The sequence below is a fragment of the Phycicoccus ginsengisoli genome, from assembly GCF_054779295.1.
The window spans coordinates 73,742-93,677 of sequence record NZ_BAAGYN010000010.1; the positions used below are offsets into that span (position 1 = coordinate 73,742).

Annotated in this window: 17 protein-coding genes; 8 read left to right on the plus strand and 9 right to left on the minus strand. The window is 73.6% G+C overall.

What is annotated here, in order from left to right; all coding sequences use genetic code 11:
• Positions 1–17: 17 nt before the first annotated feature.
• From ACYVDO_RS16180 to ACYVDO_RS16205, 6 genes are read right to left on the minus strand one after another with little or no spacing between them, the layout of a single operon-like run.
• Positions 18–1,373, minus strand: a complete 1,356-nt coding sequence (locus ACYVDO_RS16180) for an FAD-binding oxidoreductase (RefSeq protein WP_460937762.1) — start codon at positions 1,371–1,373, stop codon at positions 18–20.
• A complete protein-coding gene (locus ACYVDO_RS16185; RefSeq protein WP_460937764.1) occupies positions 1,370–2,311 on the minus strand; it encodes an ECF transporter S component in 942 nt (313 codons plus the stop codon). The genes ACYVDO_RS16180 and ACYVDO_RS16185 overlap by 4 nt, the downstream gene beginning before the upstream one ends.
• Positions 2,308–3,966 carry an ABC transporter ATP-binding protein gene (locus ACYVDO_RS16190; protein WP_460937766.1) on the minus strand — a complete coding sequence of 553 codons (1,659 nt, stop codon included), beginning with the start codon at positions 3,964–3,966 and terminating at the stop codon, positions 2,308–2,310. Before ACYVDO_RS16190 ends, ACYVDO_RS16185 begins: the two co-directional genes overlap by 4 nt.
• Positions 3,963–5,054: an energy-coupling factor transporter transmembrane component T gene (locus tag ACYVDO_RS16195; protein WP_460937768.1), complete on the minus strand. Its 1,092-nt coding sequence runs from the start codon at positions 5,052–5,054 to the stop codon at positions 3,963–3,965. The genes ACYVDO_RS16190 and ACYVDO_RS16195 overlap by 4 nt, the downstream gene beginning before the upstream one ends.
• A 7-nt stretch (positions 5,055–5,061) precedes the next feature.
• Positions 5,062–5,913: a hypothetical protein gene (locus tag ACYVDO_RS16200; protein WP_460937769.1), complete on the minus strand. Its 852-nt coding sequence runs from the start codon at positions 5,911–5,913 to the stop codon at positions 5,062–5,064.
• A complete protein-coding gene (locus ACYVDO_RS16205; protein ID WP_460937771.1) occupies positions 5,913–7,553 on the minus strand; it encodes a hypothetical protein in 1,641 nt (546 codons plus the stop codon). The genes ACYVDO_RS16200 and ACYVDO_RS16205 overlap by 1 nt, the downstream gene beginning before the upstream one ends.
• A gap of 584 nt (positions 7,554–8,137) precedes the next feature.
• On the opposite strand from ACYVDO_RS16205, the gene ileS reads away from it, so the two are divergent.
• Both ileS and ACYVDO_RS16215 read left to right on the plus strand, forming a co-directional pair.
• Complete coding sequence (gene ileS, locus ACYVDO_RS16210) at positions 8,138–11,497, plus strand: isoleucine--tRNA ligase (RefSeq protein ID WP_460937773.1); 3,360 nt, start codon at positions 8,138–8,140, stop codon at positions 11,495–11,497.
• Positions 11,497–12,912, plus strand: a complete 1,416-nt coding sequence (locus ACYVDO_RS16215; protein WP_460937774.1) for a bifunctional folylpolyglutamate synthase/dihydrofolate synthase — start codon at positions 11,497–11,499, stop codon at positions 12,910–12,912. The genes ileS and ACYVDO_RS16215 overlap by 1 nt, the downstream gene beginning before the upstream one ends.
• Before the next feature lie 44 nt (positions 12,913–12,956).
• Here the strand turns inward: ACYVDO_RS16215 and ACYVDO_RS16220 are convergent, their stop codons facing one another.
• Positions 12,957–13,946 (minus strand): hydroxyacid dehydrogenase, encoded by a 990-nt coding sequence (locus ACYVDO_RS16220; RefSeq protein ID WP_460937776.1) that lies wholly within the window; start codon positions 13,944–13,946, stop codon positions 12,957–12,959.
• A complete protein-coding gene (locus ACYVDO_RS16225) occupies positions 13,943–14,752 on the minus strand; it encodes a sugar phosphate isomerase/epimerase family protein (RefSeq protein WP_460937778.1) in 810 nt (269 codons plus the stop codon). Before ACYVDO_RS16225 ends, ACYVDO_RS16220 begins: the two co-directional genes overlap by 4 nt.
• 16 nt (positions 14,753–14,768) lie before the next feature.
• Between ACYVDO_RS16225 and ACYVDO_RS16230 the strand changes: the two genes are divergently transcribed.
• The 3 genes from ACYVDO_RS16230 (at position 14,769) to ndk (ending at position 15,858) form a co-directional block, all read left to right on the plus strand.
• On the plus strand, positions 14,769–14,930 hold the full coding sequence (locus ACYVDO_RS16230; RefSeq protein WP_460937780.1) for a hypothetical protein: 162 nt from the start codon (positions 14,769–14,771) through the stop codon (positions 14,928–14,930).
• Positions 14,927–15,331 (plus strand): DUF4233 domain-containing protein, encoded by a 405-nt coding sequence (locus ACYVDO_RS16235; protein WP_460937782.1) that lies wholly within the window; start codon positions 14,927–14,929, stop codon positions 15,329–15,331. Before ACYVDO_RS16230 ends, ACYVDO_RS16235 begins: the two co-directional genes overlap by 4 nt.
• 92 nt (positions 15,332–15,423) lie before the next feature.
• Complete coding sequence (gene ndk / locus ACYVDO_RS16240) at positions 15,424–15,858, plus strand: nucleoside-diphosphate kinase (RefSeq protein ID WP_460937784.1); 435 nt, start codon at positions 15,424–15,426, stop codon at positions 15,856–15,858.
• 9 nt (positions 15,859–15,867) lie between these two features.
• On the opposite strand, the gene ACYVDO_RS16245 is transcribed toward ndk, so the two are convergent.
• Complete coding sequence (locus ACYVDO_RS16245) at positions 15,868–16,389, minus strand: MarR family winged helix-turn-helix transcriptional regulator (RefSeq protein WP_460937786.1); 522 nt, start codon at positions 16,387–16,389, stop codon at positions 15,868–15,870.
• Positions 16,390–16,456: 67 nt separating this feature from the next.
• On the opposite strand from ACYVDO_RS16245, the gene ACYVDO_RS16250 reads away from it, so the two are divergent.
• The 3 genes from ACYVDO_RS16250 (at position 16,457) to ACYVDO_RS16260 (ending at position 19,929) form a co-directional block, all read left to right on the plus strand.
• Entirely contained in the window at positions 16,457–17,782 is a 1,326-nt protein-coding gene (locus ACYVDO_RS16250) for an MFS transporter (protein WP_460937787.1), read from the plus strand.
• 130 nt (positions 17,783–17,912) lie between these two features.
• The gene (lpdA, locus tag ACYVDO_RS16255; RefSeq protein ID WP_460937789.1) at positions 17,913–19,310 is read left to right on the plus strand and encodes a dihydrolipoyl dehydrogenase; all 1,398 of its coding nucleotides are present in this window, start codon (positions 17,913–17,915) and stop codon (positions 19,308–19,310) included.
• 49 nt (positions 19,311–19,359) lie between these two features.
• Positions 19,360–19,929, plus strand: coding sequence for a GNAT family N-acetyltransferase (locus ACYVDO_RS16260; protein ID WP_460937791.1), 570 nt, complete (start codon positions 19,360–19,362; stop codon positions 19,927–19,929).
• Positions 19,930–19,936 lie beyond the last annotated feature (7 nt).

Genomic DNA, 19,936 nt, shown 5'->3' on the forward strand with positions numbered 1-19,936 from the left:
CACCGTCCACGACGCACTCAGGACCAGTACACGCGCCCGGGGTTGAGCACGCCGCGGGGGTCGAAGAGCGCCTTGACCGCCCGCTGCCGCTCCAGCTCGGCGGTGCCGAGCTCCTCGGCCAGCCACGGCGCCTTGAGCGTCCCCACCCCGTGCTCGCCGGTGATCGTGCCGCCCATGCCGAGCGCGGCCGTCACGACCTGGCTGAACGCCGTGTGCGCCCGCGCTCGGCTCGAGGGGTCGTCGGCCGAGAAGAAGATGCTCGGGTGCAGGTTGCCGTCGCCGGCGTGCCCCGCCATGACGATCTCGAGCCCGTGGTCGGCGGCGATGCGCTGCCCCTCGCGGATGAGGTCGGTGAGGCGGCCCACCGGGACGCACACGTCCTCGAGGTACCGCGGCCCCTTGGCCTCGAGGGCGGGGCTCAGTGCCCGGCGCCCGGCGAGCAGCAGGTCCGCCTCGGCCGGGTCGTCGGCCACCGCGACCTCGCTCGCTCCCGCATCGGTGAGCAGCCCGGCATACCGCTGCACGTCCTCGCCCGTGTGTCCGGGCCGGTCGGACTGCACGAGCAGCACCGCCTCGCAGTCGCCGGGGAAGCCGTAGTCGGCCAGCGCCTGCACCGCGGCGACGGCGGCGCGGTCCATCAGCTCGACCAGGCTCGGCACGTGGCGCTCACGCCGCAGCGCGACGATGGCGGCGCTCGCCCCGTCGAGGGAGTCGAAGGTCGCGAGCACGGTGAGCGCCGGGTCGGGCGCGGGGAGCAGCCGGGTCGTGACCTCGGTGACGACGCCGAGCGTGCCCTCGGACCCGACGAACAGGCCGGTGAGGTCGAGCCCCGCCGTCCCCTTGGCCGTGCGGTGGCCGGTGCGGATGACCTCGCCGCCGGCCAGCACGACCTGCAGCGAGCGGACGTAGTCGGCGGTGACGCCGTACTTGACGCAGCACAGGCCGCCGGCGTTGGTGGCGACGTTGCCGCCGATGGTGCAGAACGCCGAGGAGGCCGGGTCGGGCGGGTAGAACAGGCCGTGCTCGGCCACCGCGTCCTTGAGCTGCTTGTTCAGGACCCCGGGGCCGCACACGGCCAGGCCCTCCAGCGGGTCGATCATGGTGATCGAGGCCATTCGCTCGGTGTTGAGGACGATGCCGCCCTCGATGGCGACCGAGCTGCCGGTGAGGCTGCTGCGCGCACCCTGCGGCACCACGGGCGTGCCGGTCTCGTGCGCCCACCGCATCACCTCCACGACGTCGGCGAGGTCTCGCGCGCGCACGACCTCGAAGTCGCCGGGCGCGGTGGCACCCACGGACTCGTCGGTGCCGAAGCCCGCCTTGACGTCGGGGTCCGTGACCGTGTCGACAGCCAGGTCGGTGGTGGTCGTCATCCCTGCAGCGTATGCCGGGCGGCCGGCTGAGGGGCCGGGGCAGCCCCCGTGCCGGGCCCGGCCGTGAAGCCGGCCTCTGCGTCGAAGCCGGCCTCTGCGTCGAAGGCGGCCCGGCGCGCGGCCCGCCGCAGGGTGCCCAGGACCGCACGGCCGGTCACCGCGATGAGCGCCACGTTCGTGAGGGCGCGGCCCAGGTCCCACCAGAGGCTGGTGGCGACGGAGAAGACCGCGAACCTGCGCAGGTTCTCCCACGGTGGCGCCCCGGCCACGAACGACAGGTGGCTGTCGAGCCCGGTCGCGAAGGGCCAGAACGAGAAGTCGAGGGCCACGCCGTACAGCAGGCCCGCGACCGCACCGTAGGCACACAACAGCGGCACCTCCCACCGCGGGCGTACGCGCGGCAGCAGCCCCGCGCCGAGGCCGACCCAGGCCGCGCCGAGCATCTGGTAGGGCAGCCAGGGACCCACCCCGCCGGTCACCAGGGCGGACGCGAAGAGCGTGGTCGACCCGAGGACGAACCCGAAGCCCGGCCCGAAGACCCGGCCTCCCAGCACGAGCAGGAAGAACACCGTCTCCAACCCGGCGGTCCCGGCCCCGAGGGGTCGCAGGGCGGCGCCGACGGCCGACAGGACCCCGAGCATCGCGACGGCCTTGACGTCCAGGCCCCCCTCGGAGATCTCGGCGAGCACGACGGCGAGCAGCAGCGGGAGGAGCAGGGCGAACACGAGGGGGGCGTCGGCACCGCGCGCCAGCCCCGAGCCGGCGGTCACGACCAGGGGCCAGAGGAACGCCAGCAGGCCGGCGACCGACACCAGCGCCAGGGCGGCGGTCGCGCGGGGGCGCAGGACCACGGCGGCGCGGACCCGCCCGGTCAGGGCCTGCTGCCCACCCGGCGGCGCGGCCGAGGCGGGCTGCGTCATCCCGGTCCGCCGGCTCACGGCGCCACCTCCTGCCGCTGCAGGGTGGCGACGGCCGCCACGGCCTCGGCCACGGTGAGCAGGCGGACCGGCGCCAGGACCTTGGCGACCTGGGGGGCGAACTCGGGGGAGTCGGCCAGGACGTCCCGGGCGGTCCCGTCGGCGACCACCCGGCCTTGGCCGAGCACGACGACGCGGTCCGCGACGTCGGCCGCGAACTCCACGTCGTGGGTGGCGACCACGACGGCGCGGCCGTCCGCCGCCAGCGAGCGCAGGTGCTCGACGAGTGCCTCCTTGCCGGGGTGGTCCAGTCCGCGCGTGGGCTCGTCGAGCAGCACCACGCGTGGTGCCGCGGCCAGCTGGACCGCCACCGCGAGCGCGAGCTGCTGGCCCTCGGACAGGTCCCGGGGGTGGGTGCCGTCGTGGACGCCGGGTGCGAGCCGGTCGAGCAGCCCACGCGTCGTCCCAGGAGGGGCGCCGGACTCGTGGTCGGCCTGGGCGCACTCCGCGGCCACGGTGTCGAGGTAGAGCAGGTCGGGCGCGCTCTGCGGCACGAGGCCCACGAGGCGTCTGCGGGTGCGCGGTGACACGGTCGAGGGGTCGGTGCCCGGGCCGTCCGGAGCGCCCACGCTGACCGCCCCGGCGCTGCGACGACCGGTGCCGTGCAGGGCCCAGAGCAGCGAGGACTTGCCCGACCCGTTGCGTCCCATCAGGGCCGCGACCTCACCGGCGCGCAGGTCGAGGTCCACGCCGCGGACGGCCTCGACGCGCCCGTGCCGCACCTCGACCGCCCGGGACCGCACCAGGACGGCGGCTGCGGGCGCAGCCTCGTCCGTGCGGGGCGCGGGCCGTCGGCCGAGCTCCTGCCGCAGGGCGGCGGCGGCCCTCCGGGCGTCGCGCACGGTGAGCGGCAACGGGTCCCAGCCCGCCCACCGGCCCAGCTCGACCACCGGTGGCACGAGGGCGGAGTCGGCCATCACCTCGCGCGGCGACCCTTGCCGCACCGACCCGTGCGGCCCGACGGCGAGGACGACGTCGGCAGCGCCGACCACCCGCTCGAGACGGTGCTCGGACATCACGACGGTCAGGCCGAGGTCGTGGACCAGCCGGCTCACGGTGGCCAGCACCTCTTCCGCCCCTGCCGGGTCGAGCGCCGAGGTCGGCTCGTCGAGGACCAGCAGCCGAGGGCCGGCCGTCAGCACCGCCCCGATCGCCACCCGCTGCTGCTGCCCGCCGGACAGGTCGCGCAGGGGCGCGTCGCGCAGCTCGGCGATGCCGAGCAGGTCGAGGACCTCCTCGACCCGCCGGCGCATCGCGGAGGGGCCCACCCCGAGCTGTTCGAGCGTGTAGGCGAGCTCCTCCTCGACGGTGTCGGTGACGAAGCCGGCGAGCGGGTCCTGGGCGACCACGCCGACGGTGCCGGCCAGGTCGCGCGGCCGGTGGGTCCGGGTGTCGAGCCCCGCGACGGTCACCCGCCCGGAGAGGTGGCCGCCGGTGAAGTGGGGGACCCGGCCGGTCACGGCGCCCAGCAGGGTGGACTTGCCCGACCCGGTGCGGCCCACCACCAGGGCGAGCTCGCCCTCGCGTACTACCGCGGACGCCGCGCGCAGGGTGGGAGCCGGCGCGCCGGCATACCGCACGGTGACGTCGTCGAGGACGACGACGGGCGCGCTCACGACGTCCTCTCCCGCCTGGGGACGGGCGGGGAGGGGGCCAGGAACGCCGGCACGGCCGCGACGAGCAGCCCGGCGACGGCGAGCAGCGGCAGGGCCGGCGGCGCCAGGGGGGTGAGGGGCAGGGTGAGCACCGACGGGTCGCGCTCGGCCTGCACGAGCATCGCGACCGCGGCCACGACGCCGCTGCCGGCCACGACCCACTCGGCGACCGACCACGGGTCCGGCCGGTACACCGTCCGGTGCACGGAGCGACCCCCGACCACGAGGCCGGCTGCGCACAGCGCGAGCCCGGCGACGAGCATCGGCGCCCCCGCGAGGGAGGGGGTGGTGGCATCGAGCAGCCCGTAGGTCCCGACGGCGGCCCCGAGCAGCCCGACCAGGGTGAGGGTGGCCGTCGTCCGGCGCGCCCAGGGCCGCTGGTCCACGCGGCGGCCGTACCCGCGCGAGTCCATCGCCGAGGCGAGCACCAGCGAGCGGTCGAGGGTGTCCTGCAGGACGGGGAGCGCCACCCGGCCGACGGCGCGGATCCCGGTGCCCCCCTCGCCGCGAAGCGCGCGTGCCCGGCGCACCCGCTGCACGCTCTCGGCGAGCTGGGGGGCCACCGTGACGGCGATGACGACCGCGGTCCCCACCTCGTGCAGGGCGGCAGGCACCGCGCGCAGCAGCCGCTTGGGGTTGGCCAGCGCGTTGGCCGCACCGATGCAGGCGATGATGCCGGCCAGCCGCAGCCCCTCCACCGCGGCGGCCAGCAACCCTTCGACGTAGAGCGGCCCCAGCAGGGTGATGCCGGGCAGGTCCACGCTGGGGAGCGTCCAGATCCGGTGCTCCCCGAACTTGTAGCCCACCAGCACGTACAGACCCACCCGGACCAGGACCACGAACAGGCCGAGCCAGAGGTACAGCCGGAAGGCCCGCGCCCACGGCGAGCTGCCGCGCTTGGCGACGACCACCAACGCGGCGACGCCCACGGCGAGCAGGACCAGCAGGGGGTTGGTCGTGCGCGAGCAGGCGACGGCCAGCCCCACCGCCCACACCCACCAGGCGACCGGGTGGAGGTGGCGGGGGAGGGGGGTGCCGAACCTGCTCATGCGTGCCTCAGTCGTGCTGCGCGCGCCGGCGCAGGGCGAGGTATGCCGCCGCGGCGCCGACCAGCGTCACCAGGCCCACGCCGGCGAGCAGCGTGGTGGGCGTGCCGGAGCCGCCGGCCGGCTGGGTGGCCGCCGAGGCGGCGGTCTGCTCGCTGGCGCCGCTGGTCGGGGTCGGCTCGGCGCTCGTCGGGCTGGTCGGGCTGGTCGCCGAGCCGGTCGCGGTGGTGGTCGCTGGGCTCGACGCCGGGGTCGTCGTCCTCGGCGTGGCCGGCACGGTCGCGGTGCTGCCGTTGGGCAGCACGGTCGTCCGGGTCGACGGGCGCGAGGAGCTCGGGGGCCGGGGCGAGGACGAGGTGCCGGTGCCTCGGGGCGTGCTCGACGTGGAGGAGGGGGTGGGCTTCGGGGCCGGCCTGGGCGCGGCCGCCGGGGGCGCCGAGCTGGGTGCGCCCCCGGCGCCGAAGGCGAAGCCGATCACGGTCCCGGGCGCCGGGGTGTACGCGGCGACGCCGGCGGTGCTGTAGACCCACGCACCACCCCGAGAGGCATGGAAGAAGGCCCAGTAGGCGTCCCCCGGCGGCATGGTGACGCAGGGGTCGCTCGAGGGGATGCCGTTGATCCGGCACACCACGCTGCCGGGGTACCGCTGTGGGCTGACCACCGACGCCACCCGCTTGAGGACGGTCATGGCGGACCCACCCGAGCTCGCGCACGAGGTGGTGGACGACGAGCCGTAGTCGATGACGACCGTGACGCCGGTGCTCCCCGAGCACGCGGCCGCCTCGGCGGCCTCGCCCGGGAGGGCGAGGCCGCCGGCGGCGACCAGCAGGGCCGCGGCGAGGAGGCGAGCCGCACGGCGCATCAGGCGTGGGCCCCCTTGCGGCGGGCGAGCCCGATGGCCAGGCCACCGGCGGCGAGCAGGACCAGGGCCAGCGCCGTCATCGCGACGATGTCGCTGCCCGTGAAGGCCAGAGAGCCCGGGGTGGCGGAGGCCGCGACAGGGGCGGGGCCGGCGGTGCCGCCCGACCCGGCGCCGCCGGACGCGGCGTTGCCGGACGAGGCCGGGCTCCCTGCAGGCGCCGTGGTCGTGGTCGTCGGCCGGGGGGAGCCGGTGCTGGTGGTCGGACCCGCCGTGCAGCTCAGGGCGGGGGCGTTCGCGACGGCGCCGGCAGCGGAGACGGCCGAGAGAGGAGTGCCCGCCAGGGCGAGGATCGCCTGGGTGGTCGAGCGCCGGTCCTGGTCGGTCACCGCGGTCGCCCCGGCCTTCGAGGCGGCGTCATAGGCGATGCCACCGCGCAGTGCCACCGGTGCCGTGCACCCGTACTGGAGGCCGCGCAGGAAGGCCTGGGCGGAGCGCGCCTGGGCAGTGCGGCCGCCGGCGAGGAAGGCCTGTCCCGCAAGACCCGTGGTGTTGGCGTTGGCACCGGCCGTCGGACCCGTGCCCCCGACCCCGCCGTTCGCGAGCTGGACACCGGCGAGGTAGTCCAGCCCCCGGGCTGCGTCCGCGTCCCCCGTGCCGCTCGTGGCGATGAGCGCCTGCACGGCGAAGGCCGTGACATCCGGGTCGCTGGAGCACGGGGCCTTGTCGAACTGGAGGCGGAAGCCGCCGTCGGCGCACTGGTTGGCCCGCAGGATGTCGACCGAGGCGGGCGAGACGGCGACGCCGGCGCGGCGCAGGGCCAGCACGTCGAAGGACTGGCCGATGAGGTTGGAGTTGTCGCCGAAGGCGGACTTGTCCGAGAAGCGGCCCGACGGCGTCTCGAGGGAGGTCAGCGTGGCGATGAGGTCCACGCCGCCGAAGGACCGCGGGTCCACACCCTGTGCCACGGCTGCGAGCAGCGTCTTCCCGGTGGCGCCCGCGTAGAGGCCCGTGGGGTCGTACTGGGTCGAGGAGATGTAGTCCATGAGGTGGTCCGCCACGTACGCGGTGGCAGCGGCTGCCTCGGCCTGGCCCGCCCCGGCGGCGTCGAGCGCGAGGACGGCGTCCAGGGTCACGCCGTAGTCGGGGTAGTCGACCCCGTCGAAGGTGAGGGCGAAGTGGTGGCCCTTGGCGCGAAGCTCCCGGTCGATGAAGCCGGCTGCGACCAGCGTCGGGTCCGTGGAGGTCGCGGGGCCGGCGGGGGCCGCCAGCCCGTAGCGGGTGCTGTCACCCCCGCGGACGAGCCGGCCGCCGGTCGCGGTGGTGGGCGCGGTGGTCGGGGCGGTGGTCGCCGTGGGGCCGGCGCCGGTCGGCGACGTCGTCGGGGAACCCGCCGCCGTCGTGGTGCTCGTCGTGGCCGACGGTGTGGTGGTGGTCGGCCCGCTCGTGGTCGGGGCCGCCGTGGTCGCGGTGGTGGGAGCCGTGGTGGGGCTCGACGTGCCCGTGGCGGTGGCTGCCGACGTCGTGGTCGTCGTCGGGGACGGCGTGGTCGCGGCCAGGGCGGAGCCCGGGGTGAGCAGGGCCGCCGCGACGGCGAGGGTCAGCACGCCGACCGCGCGGCTGCTGGTGGGAAGGAGCTGCATGGTGCCTCTCGGAAGGAGAGGTGGCGCAACGGGCACCGGCACCAGACGTGACAAACCCCGGTGCCGCGCTCGCGCGGACAACCGGGGGCAGCTCGGACTGGGTCCGGGCTCCGCCCCGCGTACCTCGACGGAAATGGAGCCGCTCCGCGCTTCCAGGCATTCCGGCTCGCCACCTCGCGGTGGCCTACGGTTGCGGGTCAGCGCCGGAGTTGGACCGGCTTCCCCTGGAAAGGCGTCGTGGTGTCACCCGAGGGCGACGGCGTCACCCTACACCCGGCCCGCGACCTGCTGGGACGCCCGCGACGAGACCCTCGCCACTGCGGCTAGACTGTGCGGACAGGCGTCGACCCGGCCATCACCGGCGAGCCTCCGGAAGAACGGCGGCACCCTGCACACCGGGTGGTGCTCACTAGAACCGGACGTCAGGGCCACGTCACGGCCTTGGGCAAGAGCGGTCGTATGCCGCGGACGCACCTCGTGCGGACCGGCTGCGGCAAGCGAGGTGGTACCGCGGTGGAGCCGGGGAGTCCCGGCGACGTCGTCCTCGTGACACGAGAGCGACGACCACGAAGGACCCGGACCCCATGGCCTACCCGAAGGTCCCCAACGACAGCGCCGACCAGCCCGCCACCGCGGGTGTCCCCGCCTCCCCGCGCTTCCCCGAGATCGAGGAGCGCATCCTGCGCTACTGGGACGAGGACGGCACCTTCCAGGCATCGGTCGAGAACCGCCCGGCCGGCGAGGACGGCGACAACGAGTTCGTCTTCTACGACGGGCCGCCCTTCGCCAACGGCCTGCCGCACTACGGCCACCTCCTGACCGGCTACGTCAAGGACCTCATCCCGCGCTACCAGACGATGCGCGGGCGCCGGGTCGAGCGACGGTTCGGGTGGGACACCCACGGCCTGCCCGCCGAGCTCGAGGCGATGAGCCAGCTCGGCATCAAGACCAAGGACGAGATCGTCGAGCTCGGCATCGAGAAGTTCAACGCGGCGTGCCGCAGCTCGGTGCTGAAGTACACCGACGAGTGGCGCGACTACGTCACCCGCCAGGCCCGCTGGGTCGACTTCGACCACGACTACAAGACGCTCAACCCCGACTACATGGAGTCGGTGATGTGGGCGTTCAAGTCGCTGCACGACAAGGGCCTCGTCTACGAGGGTTTCCGCGTCCTGCCCTACTGCTGGAACGACCAGACGCCGCTGTCCAACCACGAGCTGCGGATGGACGACGACGTCTACCAGGTCCGCCAGGACCCGGCAGTCACCGTGGGCGTGCGGCTCGAGACCGGCGAGCTGGCGCTGGTCTGGACGACCACCCCGTGGACGCTGCCGAGCAACCTCGCGGTCATGGTCCACCCGGACATCGACTACGTCGTGGTCGAGACCGACGTCCCCACCGGCCGCACGGAGCGGTACGTCATCGGGGCCGAGCGGCTCGTCGCCTACGCGCGTGACCTCTTCGGGGACCCCAAGGCGGACGTCGAGCCGTACGTCGTGGAGCGGCTCACCGGCCGTGACCTGCTGGGGCGCTCGTACACGCCGCCGTTCTCCTACTACGAGGGCCACGAGAACGCCCACCGCGTCGTCGAGGCCGACTTCGTCACGACCAGCGACGGCACCGGCCTGGTCCACAGCGCCGGCGCGTTCGGCGAGGACGACAAGGTGGTCACCGACCGCGAGGGCATCGAGCCGGTCATGCCGGTCGGGCCCGACGGCTGCTTCACCTTCCCGGTGAGCGAGTACGAGGGGATGCTCGTCTTCGACGCGAACGCCCCGATCATCGAGCACCTCAAGAACCGCACGAACATCACCCCGGACGCGGTGGTCGCGTCAGCAGGCCAGGACGAGGACAGCGTCCGCCACGAGCTCTACGGCTCCACCACCGAGGGCACGGTGCTGCTGCGCCGGGAGTCCTACGCGCACTCCTACCCGCACTGCTGGCGGTGCCGGCAGCCGCTGATCTACAAGGCCGTCTCGAGCTGGTTCGTCGAGGTGACCAAGTTCAAGCAGCGCATGCTCGAGCTCAACGAGCAGATCGCCTGGACGCCGGAACACACCAAGCACGGCCAGTTCGGCAAGTGGCTGGAGAACGCCCGCGACTGGTCGATCACGCGCAACCGGTTCTGGGGCAGCCCCGTGCCCGTGTGGCGCTCAGACGACCCGCAGTACCCCAGGATCGACGTCTACGGCTCCTTCGAGGAGCTCGAGCGCGACTTCGGCCGGCTGCCGCGCAACGGTGACGGCGAGGTCGACCTGCACCGGCCGTTCGTCGACGAGCTGACCCGCCCGAACCCCGACGACCCGACCGGGAAGTCCACCATGCGCCGGGTCGAGGACGTCCTCGACGTGTGGTTCGACTCGGGGTCGATGAGCTACGCCCAGGTGCACTACCCGTTCGACAACGCCGCCTGGTTCGAGCACCACTTCCCGGCCGACTTCATCGTCGAGTACATCGGGCAAACGCGCGGCTGGTTCTACACGCTGCACATCCTCGCGACGGCGCTGTTCGACCGGCCCGCGTTCAGCTCGGTCATCTGCCACGGCATCGTGCTCGGCTCCGACGGCCAGAAGATGTCCAAGTCGCTGCGCAACTACCCCGACGTGCGCGAGGTCTTCGACCGCGACGGGGCCGACGCGATGCGCTGGTTCCTCATGTCGAGCCCGATCCTGCGCGGCGGCAACCTCGTCGTCACCGAGCAGGGGATCCGCGACGGCGTGCGCCAGGTGATCATCCCGCTGTGGAACACGTGGTACTTCTTCTCGTTGTACGCCAACGCGTTCAGGGGTGGTGAGGGGTATGCCGCGAAGTGGTCGACCGCCTCGACCGACCCGCTGGACCGCTACCTGCTCGCCAAGCTGCGCGAGTACGTCGAGACGATGACGAGCCAGCTCGACGCGTACGAGGTGGCGAGCGCCTGCGAGACCACCCGCGGTTTCGTCGACGTCCTGACCAACTGGTACGTCCGCCGCTCGCGCGAGCGGTTCTGGGACACCGGCGGCCAGGCCGGCGGCGCGGGCGCCGAGCAGGCGTTCGACACGCTCTACACGGCCCTCGAGGTCGTGAGCCGCGTGACGGCACCCCTGCTGCCGCTGGTCACCGAGGAGGTCTGGCGCGGCCTGACCGGCGGCCGCTCGGTGCACCTCACCGACTGGCCGGAGGCCTCGGATCTTCCGTCCGACCACGCGCTGGTCGCCGGTATGGACCGGGCCCGCGAGGTCTGCTCGGTGGCGTCGTCGCTGCGCAAGGCGGGGGGCCTGCGCGTTCGGCTGCCGCTCGCCCGGCTGACGGTCGTCGTCCCGGATGCGTTGTCGCTCAAGGGCTTCGGTGCGATCGTGGCCGACGAGGTCAACGTCCGCGAGGTCGTCCTGCGCGACATCCGCGAGGCGAGCGAGGCCGACTTCGGCATCTCGCAGAAGCTCACGGTCAACGCCCGTGCGGCGGGTCCGCGCCTGGGTCGCGACGTGCAGCAGGCCATCAAGGGCAGCAAGTCCGGCGACTGGTCGGTGGCACCCGACGGGACGGTCACGTCCGGTGGGCTCGAGCTCGTCGAGGGGGAGTACACCCTCGAGACGGTCGTCGACGATGCCGAGGGTGGGTCCACCGCGACCGCGATGCTGCCCGGTGGCGGCTTCGTGGTGCTCGACACGGTGGTGACTCCCGAGCTGGCCCAGGAGGGGCTCGCGCGCGACGTCGTGCGGGCGGTCCAGCAGGCCCGGCGTGACGCCGGGCTCGAGGTCTCCGACCGGATCTCCCTGACCGTCACCGGCTCGCAGGCGGTCTGGGAGGCCACCGTGGCCCACCAGTCGCTGATCGTCGAGGAGACACTGGCCGGCCAGTTCGGGTCGGCGCCCCAGCTCGACGCGCTCCCGCAGCGCGCCGACGTCGCAGAGGCGCTCGTCGGCGACGGCGAGCCCGTGCGCATCAAGGTGATGAAGCTCTGATGGCCGGCTCGACGAACCCGGGGCGTTCCGGCCGGCCCGACGCCGCCCAGCTGGAGGCCGCGCACAAGCTCGAGGTCACCAAGAGGATGCGCGAGGTGGAGGAGGCGATCCTCGCCCGCGCCCCCGAGCACGACCTCGAGCCGAGCCTGGACCGCATCGCCGCGGTGATGGAGCTGCTCGGGGACCCGCAGCGCGGGTACCCCGTCATCCACCTCACCGGCACCAACGGCAAGACGTCGACGACCCGGGTGGTCGAGACGCTGCTGCTGGAGCTGGGCCTCAAGACCGGCCGGTTCACGTCCCCGCACCTGCACTCCATGCGGGAGCGGATCGCGTTGTCGGGCCAGCCGATCAGCGCGGAGAAGTTCCTCGCCGCGTACGACGAGGTCATCCCCTTCATCGAGCTGGTCGACGCCCGGTCGGTCGCCGAGGGCGGCCCGCGGATGACCTACTTCGAGGTGCTCGTGGCCGTGGCGTATGCCGCGTTCGCCGACGCGCCGGTCGACGTCGCCGTCGTCGAGGTGGGCATGGGCGGTCGCTGGGACGCGACCAACGTCGCCGACGGCTCGGTGGCGGTCGTGACGCCGGTGGACCTGGACCACCAGCACTTCCTCGGCGACACGGTCGAGCTCATCGCCACCGAGAAGTCCGGGATCATCAAGGAGGGCGCGATCGCGGTCTCCGCCCTGCAGCCGCACCCCGAGGTCGTCGAGATCCTGCGCGAGCGCGCCCTGGAGGTCGGTGCCCGGCTCGCCGTCGAGGGCGTCGACTTCGGCTTCAAGGCCAGCGACGTCGCCGTCGGCGGCCAGCAGTTCTCGATGCAGGGGCTCGCCGGCGACTACGACGACCTGTTCCTGCCGCTGTTCGGCCCGCACCAGATGCAGAACGCCATGAGCGCGGTCGCGGCGGTGGAGGCGTTCGTCGGTGGGGGCGAGACAAGGCTCGACCCCGACGTCGTGCGGTCGGCCCTGGCCAAGGCCGCGTCGCCCGGGCGCCTCGAGGTGGTGCGCCGGTCGCCGACCGTCGTCGTCGACGCTGCGCACAACCCGGCCGGGGCGGTCGCCCTGCGGCAGGCGCTCGAGCAGTCGTTCAACTTCGCCCGCCTCGTCGGCGTCATCGCGATCCTCAAGGACAAGGACGCCACCGAGATCCTCGAGGTGCTCGAGCCCGTGCTCGACCACGTCGTCGTGTCGCGGACGACCTCACCCCGGGCGATGGACCCCGACGAGCTCGGCGAGCTCGCGGTCGACGTCTTCGGTGAGGACCGCGTGACGGTCGTGCGCAACCTGCCGGACGCCCTCGACACCGCGGCCGGCCTCGCCGACGAGGGTGGCGTCTCCGGGGGCGTTCTCGCCACCGGGTCCGTCACCACGGCGGCCGAGGTGCGGATGCTGCTCGGCACCACCGAGGTCTGAGCCGGACCCGGAGGGCACCGAGGTCTGAGCCGGACCCGGAGGGGTCAGGCCCGGCGGGCGAGCTCCTCGGGGCTGACCGGGTGGGCGAACGGCAGGCCGGCGGCGAACCGCTCGACCTCGGCGACGGTGAGGTCCCCGAGCCGGGTGAGCTCGGTGCCGAGCGATCCCGCCACGTGCGGGGTCAGCAGCGCGCCCGGGTGGTCCCACAGCGGCGAGTCGGCCGGCAGCGGCTCGGGGTCCGTCACGTCGAGCACGGCCCGGATCCGTCCGTCCAGCACGGCCTGCGTGAGGGCAGCCGTGTCGACCAGGGCGCCGCGGGCGGTGTTCACCACGGTGGCCCCGGTCCGCATCGAGGCGATCCGCCGCCGGTCGAGCAGGTGGCGGGTCTCGGGCAGGTCCGGGGCGTGCAGCGAGACGACGTCGCTGGTGGCGACGAGCTCGTCCAGCTCGACCCGCGACACGCCGAGGGCGGCAGCGCCCGCGTCGTCGAGGTAGGGGTCGGACACGACGACCTCGAGGTCGAACGGGGCCAGCAGCTCGATCACCCTGCGGCCGATCGTGGACGCGCCCACGATGCCGACCCGCTTGCCGACGTTGCCGATGTGGTGGAAGGAGGTGGACCAGTCGACCGGCGTGCGGGTGCGCCGGAACTCCTCGGCGACCTCGAACACCGCCTTGCCGGCGAGCAGGACGACCGCCACCGTGTACTCGGCGACGGGCAGCGCGTTGGCGGCCGTGGCGCTGGTGACCTGGATGCCGCGGGCCCAGGCGGCCGGGGTGACGTGGTGCTTGACCGACCCGGCGCAGTGGGCCACCGCCCGCAGGGACGGCAGGGCCTCCAACGCGGCCTCGTCGAGCGGCGGACAGCCCCACCCGGTGACGAGGACCTCGGCGTCGGACGGGGCGCCACCGTTCCAGACGTCGGACCGCACGTCGGCGACGCGCTCCAGCCGGCTGAGCGCGTCCGGCGTGAACAGCCGCTCGCGCAGGCCGTCCCGCATCCCGAACGCCACCGTCAAGGTCGACCGACTCACGCCTGGTCCTTCCATTGGTCCTGTGCCTGCGCCGCCTCGAGCCAGGGCCCGGTGGCCGCGAGGGCCGCGTCGAGGTCGGGCAGACCGGGATGCCAGGACTTCTCCCACTCCAGGCTCAGCCACCCGGCATACCCGGTGCGGGGCAGCTGCGCCAGCACGTCGGCGACGGGCAGCACCCCCTCGCCCGGCAGGGTGAGCGGGTCCCGGGGACCCGGACCGGCGGCGTCCTTGACCTGGACCAGCCGCAGCAAGCCGCCCAGCGCGGCCACGGTGTCGGCCGGCGCCTCGCCGCTGCGCCAGGTGTGCAGGACGTCCCAGACCACCCCGGCCCCCGGCAGCGGCTCCAGCAGGCGCGCGACCGCTGCCCCGGTGGGATGGCTGTCGTGCGTCTCCACGAGGACGTCGGCGCCGAGGTCGCGCGCCTCGTCCAGGACGGAGCGCAGCCGCCCCCGGGCGCGCTCGTCGTCGTGGCCGTCGCCCACCCCGCCCGGGAAGACCCGCACCCCCAGGGCCCCGATGTCGGCGGCCAGCCTCAGGTGCGCCCGCAGGTCCGCGACCACGGCGGAGTCGTCGCCGGGCGGGCAGACGCGGACGTAGGAGGACACGTCGAGGGCGGTGAGGCCGTGGTCGGCCAGGGCGGTCCTCACCGACGCCCGGTCGGCGGGGGACAGGCCGACGTGCACGGGCTGGTCGGGCGCGGCCCGCAGCTCCACCCCGGTGCACCCGTGGCGCACGGCAAGGCCGAGGAAGGTCGTGAGGTCGGCCTCCGGCATCCCGAGGCTCGACACGGCGAGGGGCCAGCGCACCCGCGCAACCTACCGGGTGGCCCGGGAGCCGGGGGCTCGCCCGGACCGGCCGCCGCGCACGAGGGGCCGGCACACGGCATACGCTCGTCGCATGAAGGTGCTCGTCGTCGTGCTGCTCGTGGTGGTGGCGTTCCTCCTGCTCGTGCGCTGGCGCGAGAACGGCCGCGGCCGGCGATGAAGGGCATCGTCCTCTACGGCGCGCTCGGCAAGTTCACCTGGCGGATGCTCGCCACGGTGCTCGCCGCCCAGGGTGTCGTCTTCTTCCTCGGCGCCCTGGTGGCCCGGGGCGTGGGACTCGCGCAGGGCGACGACAACGCCCATGCCTGGCTGTGGGTCGGCATCGGTCTGGCGGTGCTGTGCTTCCTCGCCGCCGGGGCCATGCGCCGACCGTGGGGCGTGAGCCTCGGGTGGCTCATCCAGGTCCTGACGTTCCTCAGCGCGGTCGTCGTGCCGGCCATGCTCGGCGTCGGCCTGATCTTCACCCTGCTGTGGGTGGGTTCGCTCGTCCTGTGCCACCGCGTCGAGCAGCAGGTGGCCGAGCGCGACCGCGTGCACGGCGCCGACCACGCTGCCGGGTAGGTCGCCGCGCCGCCGGGTGGGCCACCCGCGCCGCCGGGTAGGTCGCCGCACCGCCGGGTGGTCCACCCGCGCCGCTGGGTAGGGTGGCGGCCGTGACTGCGCAGATCGAACGTTCGCTCGTCCTGGTCAAGCCCGACGGGTTCGCCCGAGGCCTCACGGGGGAGGTGCTGCGCCGCATCGAGGCCAAGGGCTACACCCTGGTCGCGCTCGCGGTGACCACCCCGACGCGGGACCGCCTGGCCGCCCACTACGCCGAGCACGAGGGCAAGCCGTTCTACGAGCCGCTCGTCGAGTTCATGAGCAGCGGCTCGGTGGCTGCAGTCGTCATCGAGGGGCAGGGCTGCATCCCGGGCTTCCGCTCCCTCGCCGGCGCGACCAACCCGACCGAGGCCGCCCCCGGCTCGATCCGCGGCGACCTCGGCCGCGACTGGGGCGAGAAGGTCCAGAAGAACATCGTCCACGGCTCGGACTCGCCGGAGTCGGCGCAGCGCGAGATCGCCATCTGGTTCCCCGAGCTCGCCGGCTGAGGAGCGAACCTAGGCCGGGTCGATCTCGTCGAGCCCGGTGATCACGACCTCGAGGAGCGCGGCCAGCTGGTCGCGCTCCTCGCGCGTCAGCGGCGCGAGCACGTCTGACTCGACCACGTTCGCCTCGCGCACGGCCGCCTCGAACAGCTCCCACCCACGGGTCGTCAGCTCGACCAGCACCCGGGTGCGGTTCTCGGGGTCGGGGGAGCGCCGGACGAGCCCACGCTCGGTCATCTTGTCGAGCCGGTGGGTCATCGAGGACGGGGCCACGTTGCCGGCGTCGGCGAGGCGGGTGGGGGTCACGGGGTGCCCCTCCGAGGTGGCGAGCAGCGCGATGACCGACCACTCGCCGTGGGACAGGTCGAGGTCCGCGAGCTGGCGGGTGTACCACTGCTCGAGCTTGTGGCTGAGGGAGTTCACGGCCGTGATCACGCGCTGGACCGACTCCTCGCCGCCAGCGGCGACATAGCTGGCCACGGCGTCGCGGTACTGCTCCTGGGCGCTGCGCCGGGCCTTCGACCTCGGTGTCATGGGGGCATCCTCGCATGCTATCTTTCGAAATCGAAATATTCGTTATCGAAGAAACGTTGACCCCTCCATGCGTGCCCGCCTGCTCATCCTCGCCTCCGCCGTCGCCATGCTCGGCTGGGGCACTGTCCTGCCCTACCAGTACGCGTATGCCGCGACCACGCGCGGCTGGGGCTCGCTCGCCGCCGCCGCGGCCTCGAGCCTGTTCTCGGTCGGCGCGCTGCTCGCGGCACCCCTCGGCGGCCGGCTCGCGGACCGCGTCTCCCCGGTGCTCGTGGCCGTCGCCTCCAAGGTGGTCGCCGCCGCCGGGGCCATCGGGCTCGGGTTCGCCGACTCGCCCGGCGCGTTCCTGGCCGGGATGTTCGTCTTTGGCCTGGGGATCACGGCGGCCGCCCCGGCCCAGGCCGTCCTCGTCCTGCGCTGGGTGGGTGGCGGCGACCGGCGCACGGTCTTCGCCTGGCAGTTCACCGGACAGGCCCTCGGCATGGCCGTCGGCGCGTTCGCGGCCGGCTACGTCGTCGACCTCGACCGGGAGTCGGGCATGTGGCCCGCGTTCGCGACCGCGGCGGCCGGCTTCGCCGTCTCCTCGGGCCTGATCCTGCTCGCGGGCTCGCGCCGCTGGGGGTCCGCGACCACCGGCTCCGCCCTCGAGCCGGTCGAGCCGGCCGGTCTCGGGGCGATCGACACCGGGACGGTCGACACCGGTGCGGGCAGGGTCGAGGAGGTCGGGGCTCCCGGCGTGCGGCAGGCGTGGCGCCTCATCTGGGCGGTGCCGGCGCTGCGCTGGACCGCCCTGGTGACCGTGACGCTCGCCCTCGGCTTCTACGCGCAGTTCGAGTCCGGCCTCCCGGCATACGCCCTCACTGTCCTGGACGTCCACGAGACGACCATCGGCCTCGCGGCCGCGGTCAACTGCGTCGTCATCATCGCCCTGCAGATGGTGGTCGTGCGCCTGACCGCGCGGCGCAGCGGGCCCGCGCTGCTCGTGGCCGTCGGCGCCATCTGGACCGTGTCCTGGCTGGTGCTCGCCGGAGCGTCGGTGGTCGCCGGGTCGTCCCCCGAGCTGGCCGCGACCCTGTTCGTGACGACGTTCGGGATCTTCGCCGTGGGCGAGACGATGTATGCCCCGGTGCTCAACCCGCTCACGGCGAGCCTCGCCCCCTCGGGGCTGGTCGGGACGACCCTTGGCCTCTTCACCGCCCTGCAGACCGGGTTCTCGGCCGTCGGGCCGCTCGTCGCCGGCCTGCTCCTGGGTGCCGGGCTCGGCAGCGTCTTCATCGGCGCGCACGTGGCCATCAGCCTGCTCGCCGTCTTCGGGGCCTGGCGGCTGCGGGCCGTGCTGCGTGGACGTCGCGCCGCGCCGGCCCCGGCACCCGAGGCCGCGCTCGCCGCCTGAGCGGTGACCCTCGGAGGGTGAGGGTCACCCTCGGAGCCTGAGGGTCACCCTCGGAGCCTGAGGGTGACCCTCGGCGCCCGAGGGGTGACCCTCGGCGGCGAGTCCGCGGACAGTCAGTAGGCTTGCCGTCATGGCTGACTTCGACGTCGTTGTCCTCGGTGCCGGTCCCGGCGGGTACGTCGCGGCGATCCGCGCCTCGCAGCTCGGGAAGAAGGTGGGGATCGTCGAGTCGAAGTACTGGGGCGGGGTCTGCCTCAACGTCGGCTGCATCCCCTCCAAGGCGTTGCTGCGCAACGCGGAGATCGCCCACATCATCACGCAGGAGAAGGCCACCTTCGGCATCACCGGCGAGGCGAGGATGGACTTCACCGTCACGCACTCCCGCAGCCGCAAGGTCGCCGAGGCCAGCGCCAAGGGCGTCCACTACCTCATGAAGAAGAACACGATCGAGGAGCTCGAGGGCTGGGGCACCCTGACCGGCCCGACCTCGATGGACGTCGCGCTGACGTCCGGCGAGCGGCGCTCGATCACGTTCGACAACCTCATCATCGGGACCGGCGCGACGACCCGGCTCATCCCGGGCACGAAGCTCTCGGACCGCGTCGTCACCTACGAGGAGCAGATCCTCACCGACCAGCTCCCGGAGTCGATCGTGATCGCCGGCTCGGGCGCCATCGGTGTCGAGTTCGCCTACGTGATGAAGAACTTCGGGGTCGACGTGACGATCGTGGAGTTCCTCGACCGCATGGTGCCGACCGAGGACGCCGACGTGTCCAAGGAGCTGCTCAAGCAGTACAAGAAGCTCGGGGTCAAGGTCCTGCTGTCGACCAAGGTCGAGTCGATCGACGACAGCGGCGAGAAGGTCAAGGTCACCGTGTCGCCCGCGGCCGGTGGCGAGTCGACCGTGCTCGAGACCGACAAGGTGCTGCAGGCCATCGGGTTCGCCCCACGCCTCGAGGGCTACGGCCTGGAGAGCACCGGCGTGCAGCTCACCGACCGTGGGGCCATCGCCGTCGACGAGCGCGGCCGCACCAACGTCCCGAACGTGTACGCCATCGGTGATGTCACCGGCAAGCTCATGCTCGCCCACACCGCCGAGGCGATGGGCGTCGTGGCGGCCGAGACGATCGCCGGCGCCGAGACCATGGAGATCAACTTCGACATGATCCCGCGCGCGACGTTCTGCCAGCCGCAGATCGCCTCGTTCGGGTACTCCGAGGAGCAGGCGAAGGAGCGCGGCTACGACGTGAAGACCGCCTCGTTCCCGTTCTCCGCCAACGGCAAGGCGCGGGGGATGGCCGAGGGCGTCGGCTTCGTCAAGATCGTCGCCGACGCCAAGCACAACGAGCTCCTCGGTGCGCACCTGATCGGCCCGGAGGTCACGGAGCTGCTGCCGGCGCTGACGCTGGCCCAGCAGTGGGACCTCACGGCCGACGAGGTCGCCCGCAACGTGTTCGCGCACCCGACCCTGTCCGAGGCGGTCAAGGAGGCCATCGAGGGCATCGCCGGGCACATGATCAACCTCTAGTCCGCGTCGACCCGTCCGGTCCGCGCCAGGCCCGGAGGCAGGAGCAGGTATGCCGCGCGTGCGGCTCCCGATCACGACCGAGCGCCTCGTGCTGCGCAGCCTGCGCCCCGGGGACGAGCGGCACGTGTTCGCCTACCGCTCCGTGCCGGACGTCGTCCGGTACATCCCGGGCCCGCCGAAGACGTTCGAGCAGGTGCAGGACATGGTGGCCGAGCGCGCCACGGCCGGTCGGGTCGAGCCCGCGCACCCGGCCTGCACGCTCGCGGTCGAGCTGAACGGCCGCGTCATCGGCGACGTGCTGCTGCACCTGGACGGCCCGGAGGGCGCCGACGGACGGCAGGCCGAGATCGGCTGGGTGCTCGCACCGGACATGCAGGGTCAGGGCTACGCGACCGAGGCCGCCCGCGCGCTGCTCCGGGTGGCGTTCGACGAGCTGGAGGTCCACCGGGTCTGGGCCAGGCTCGACGGCCAGAACGACGCCTCGGCACGCATCTGCGAGCGCCTGGGCATGCGCCGGGAGGCCTACTTCGAGCGCGCCTCGTGGTTCAAGGACCAGTGGACCGACCTGGCCGTCTACGCGATCCGTGCCGACGAGTGGCGCGGCTGGCCACCCGGCTGACCGGCGC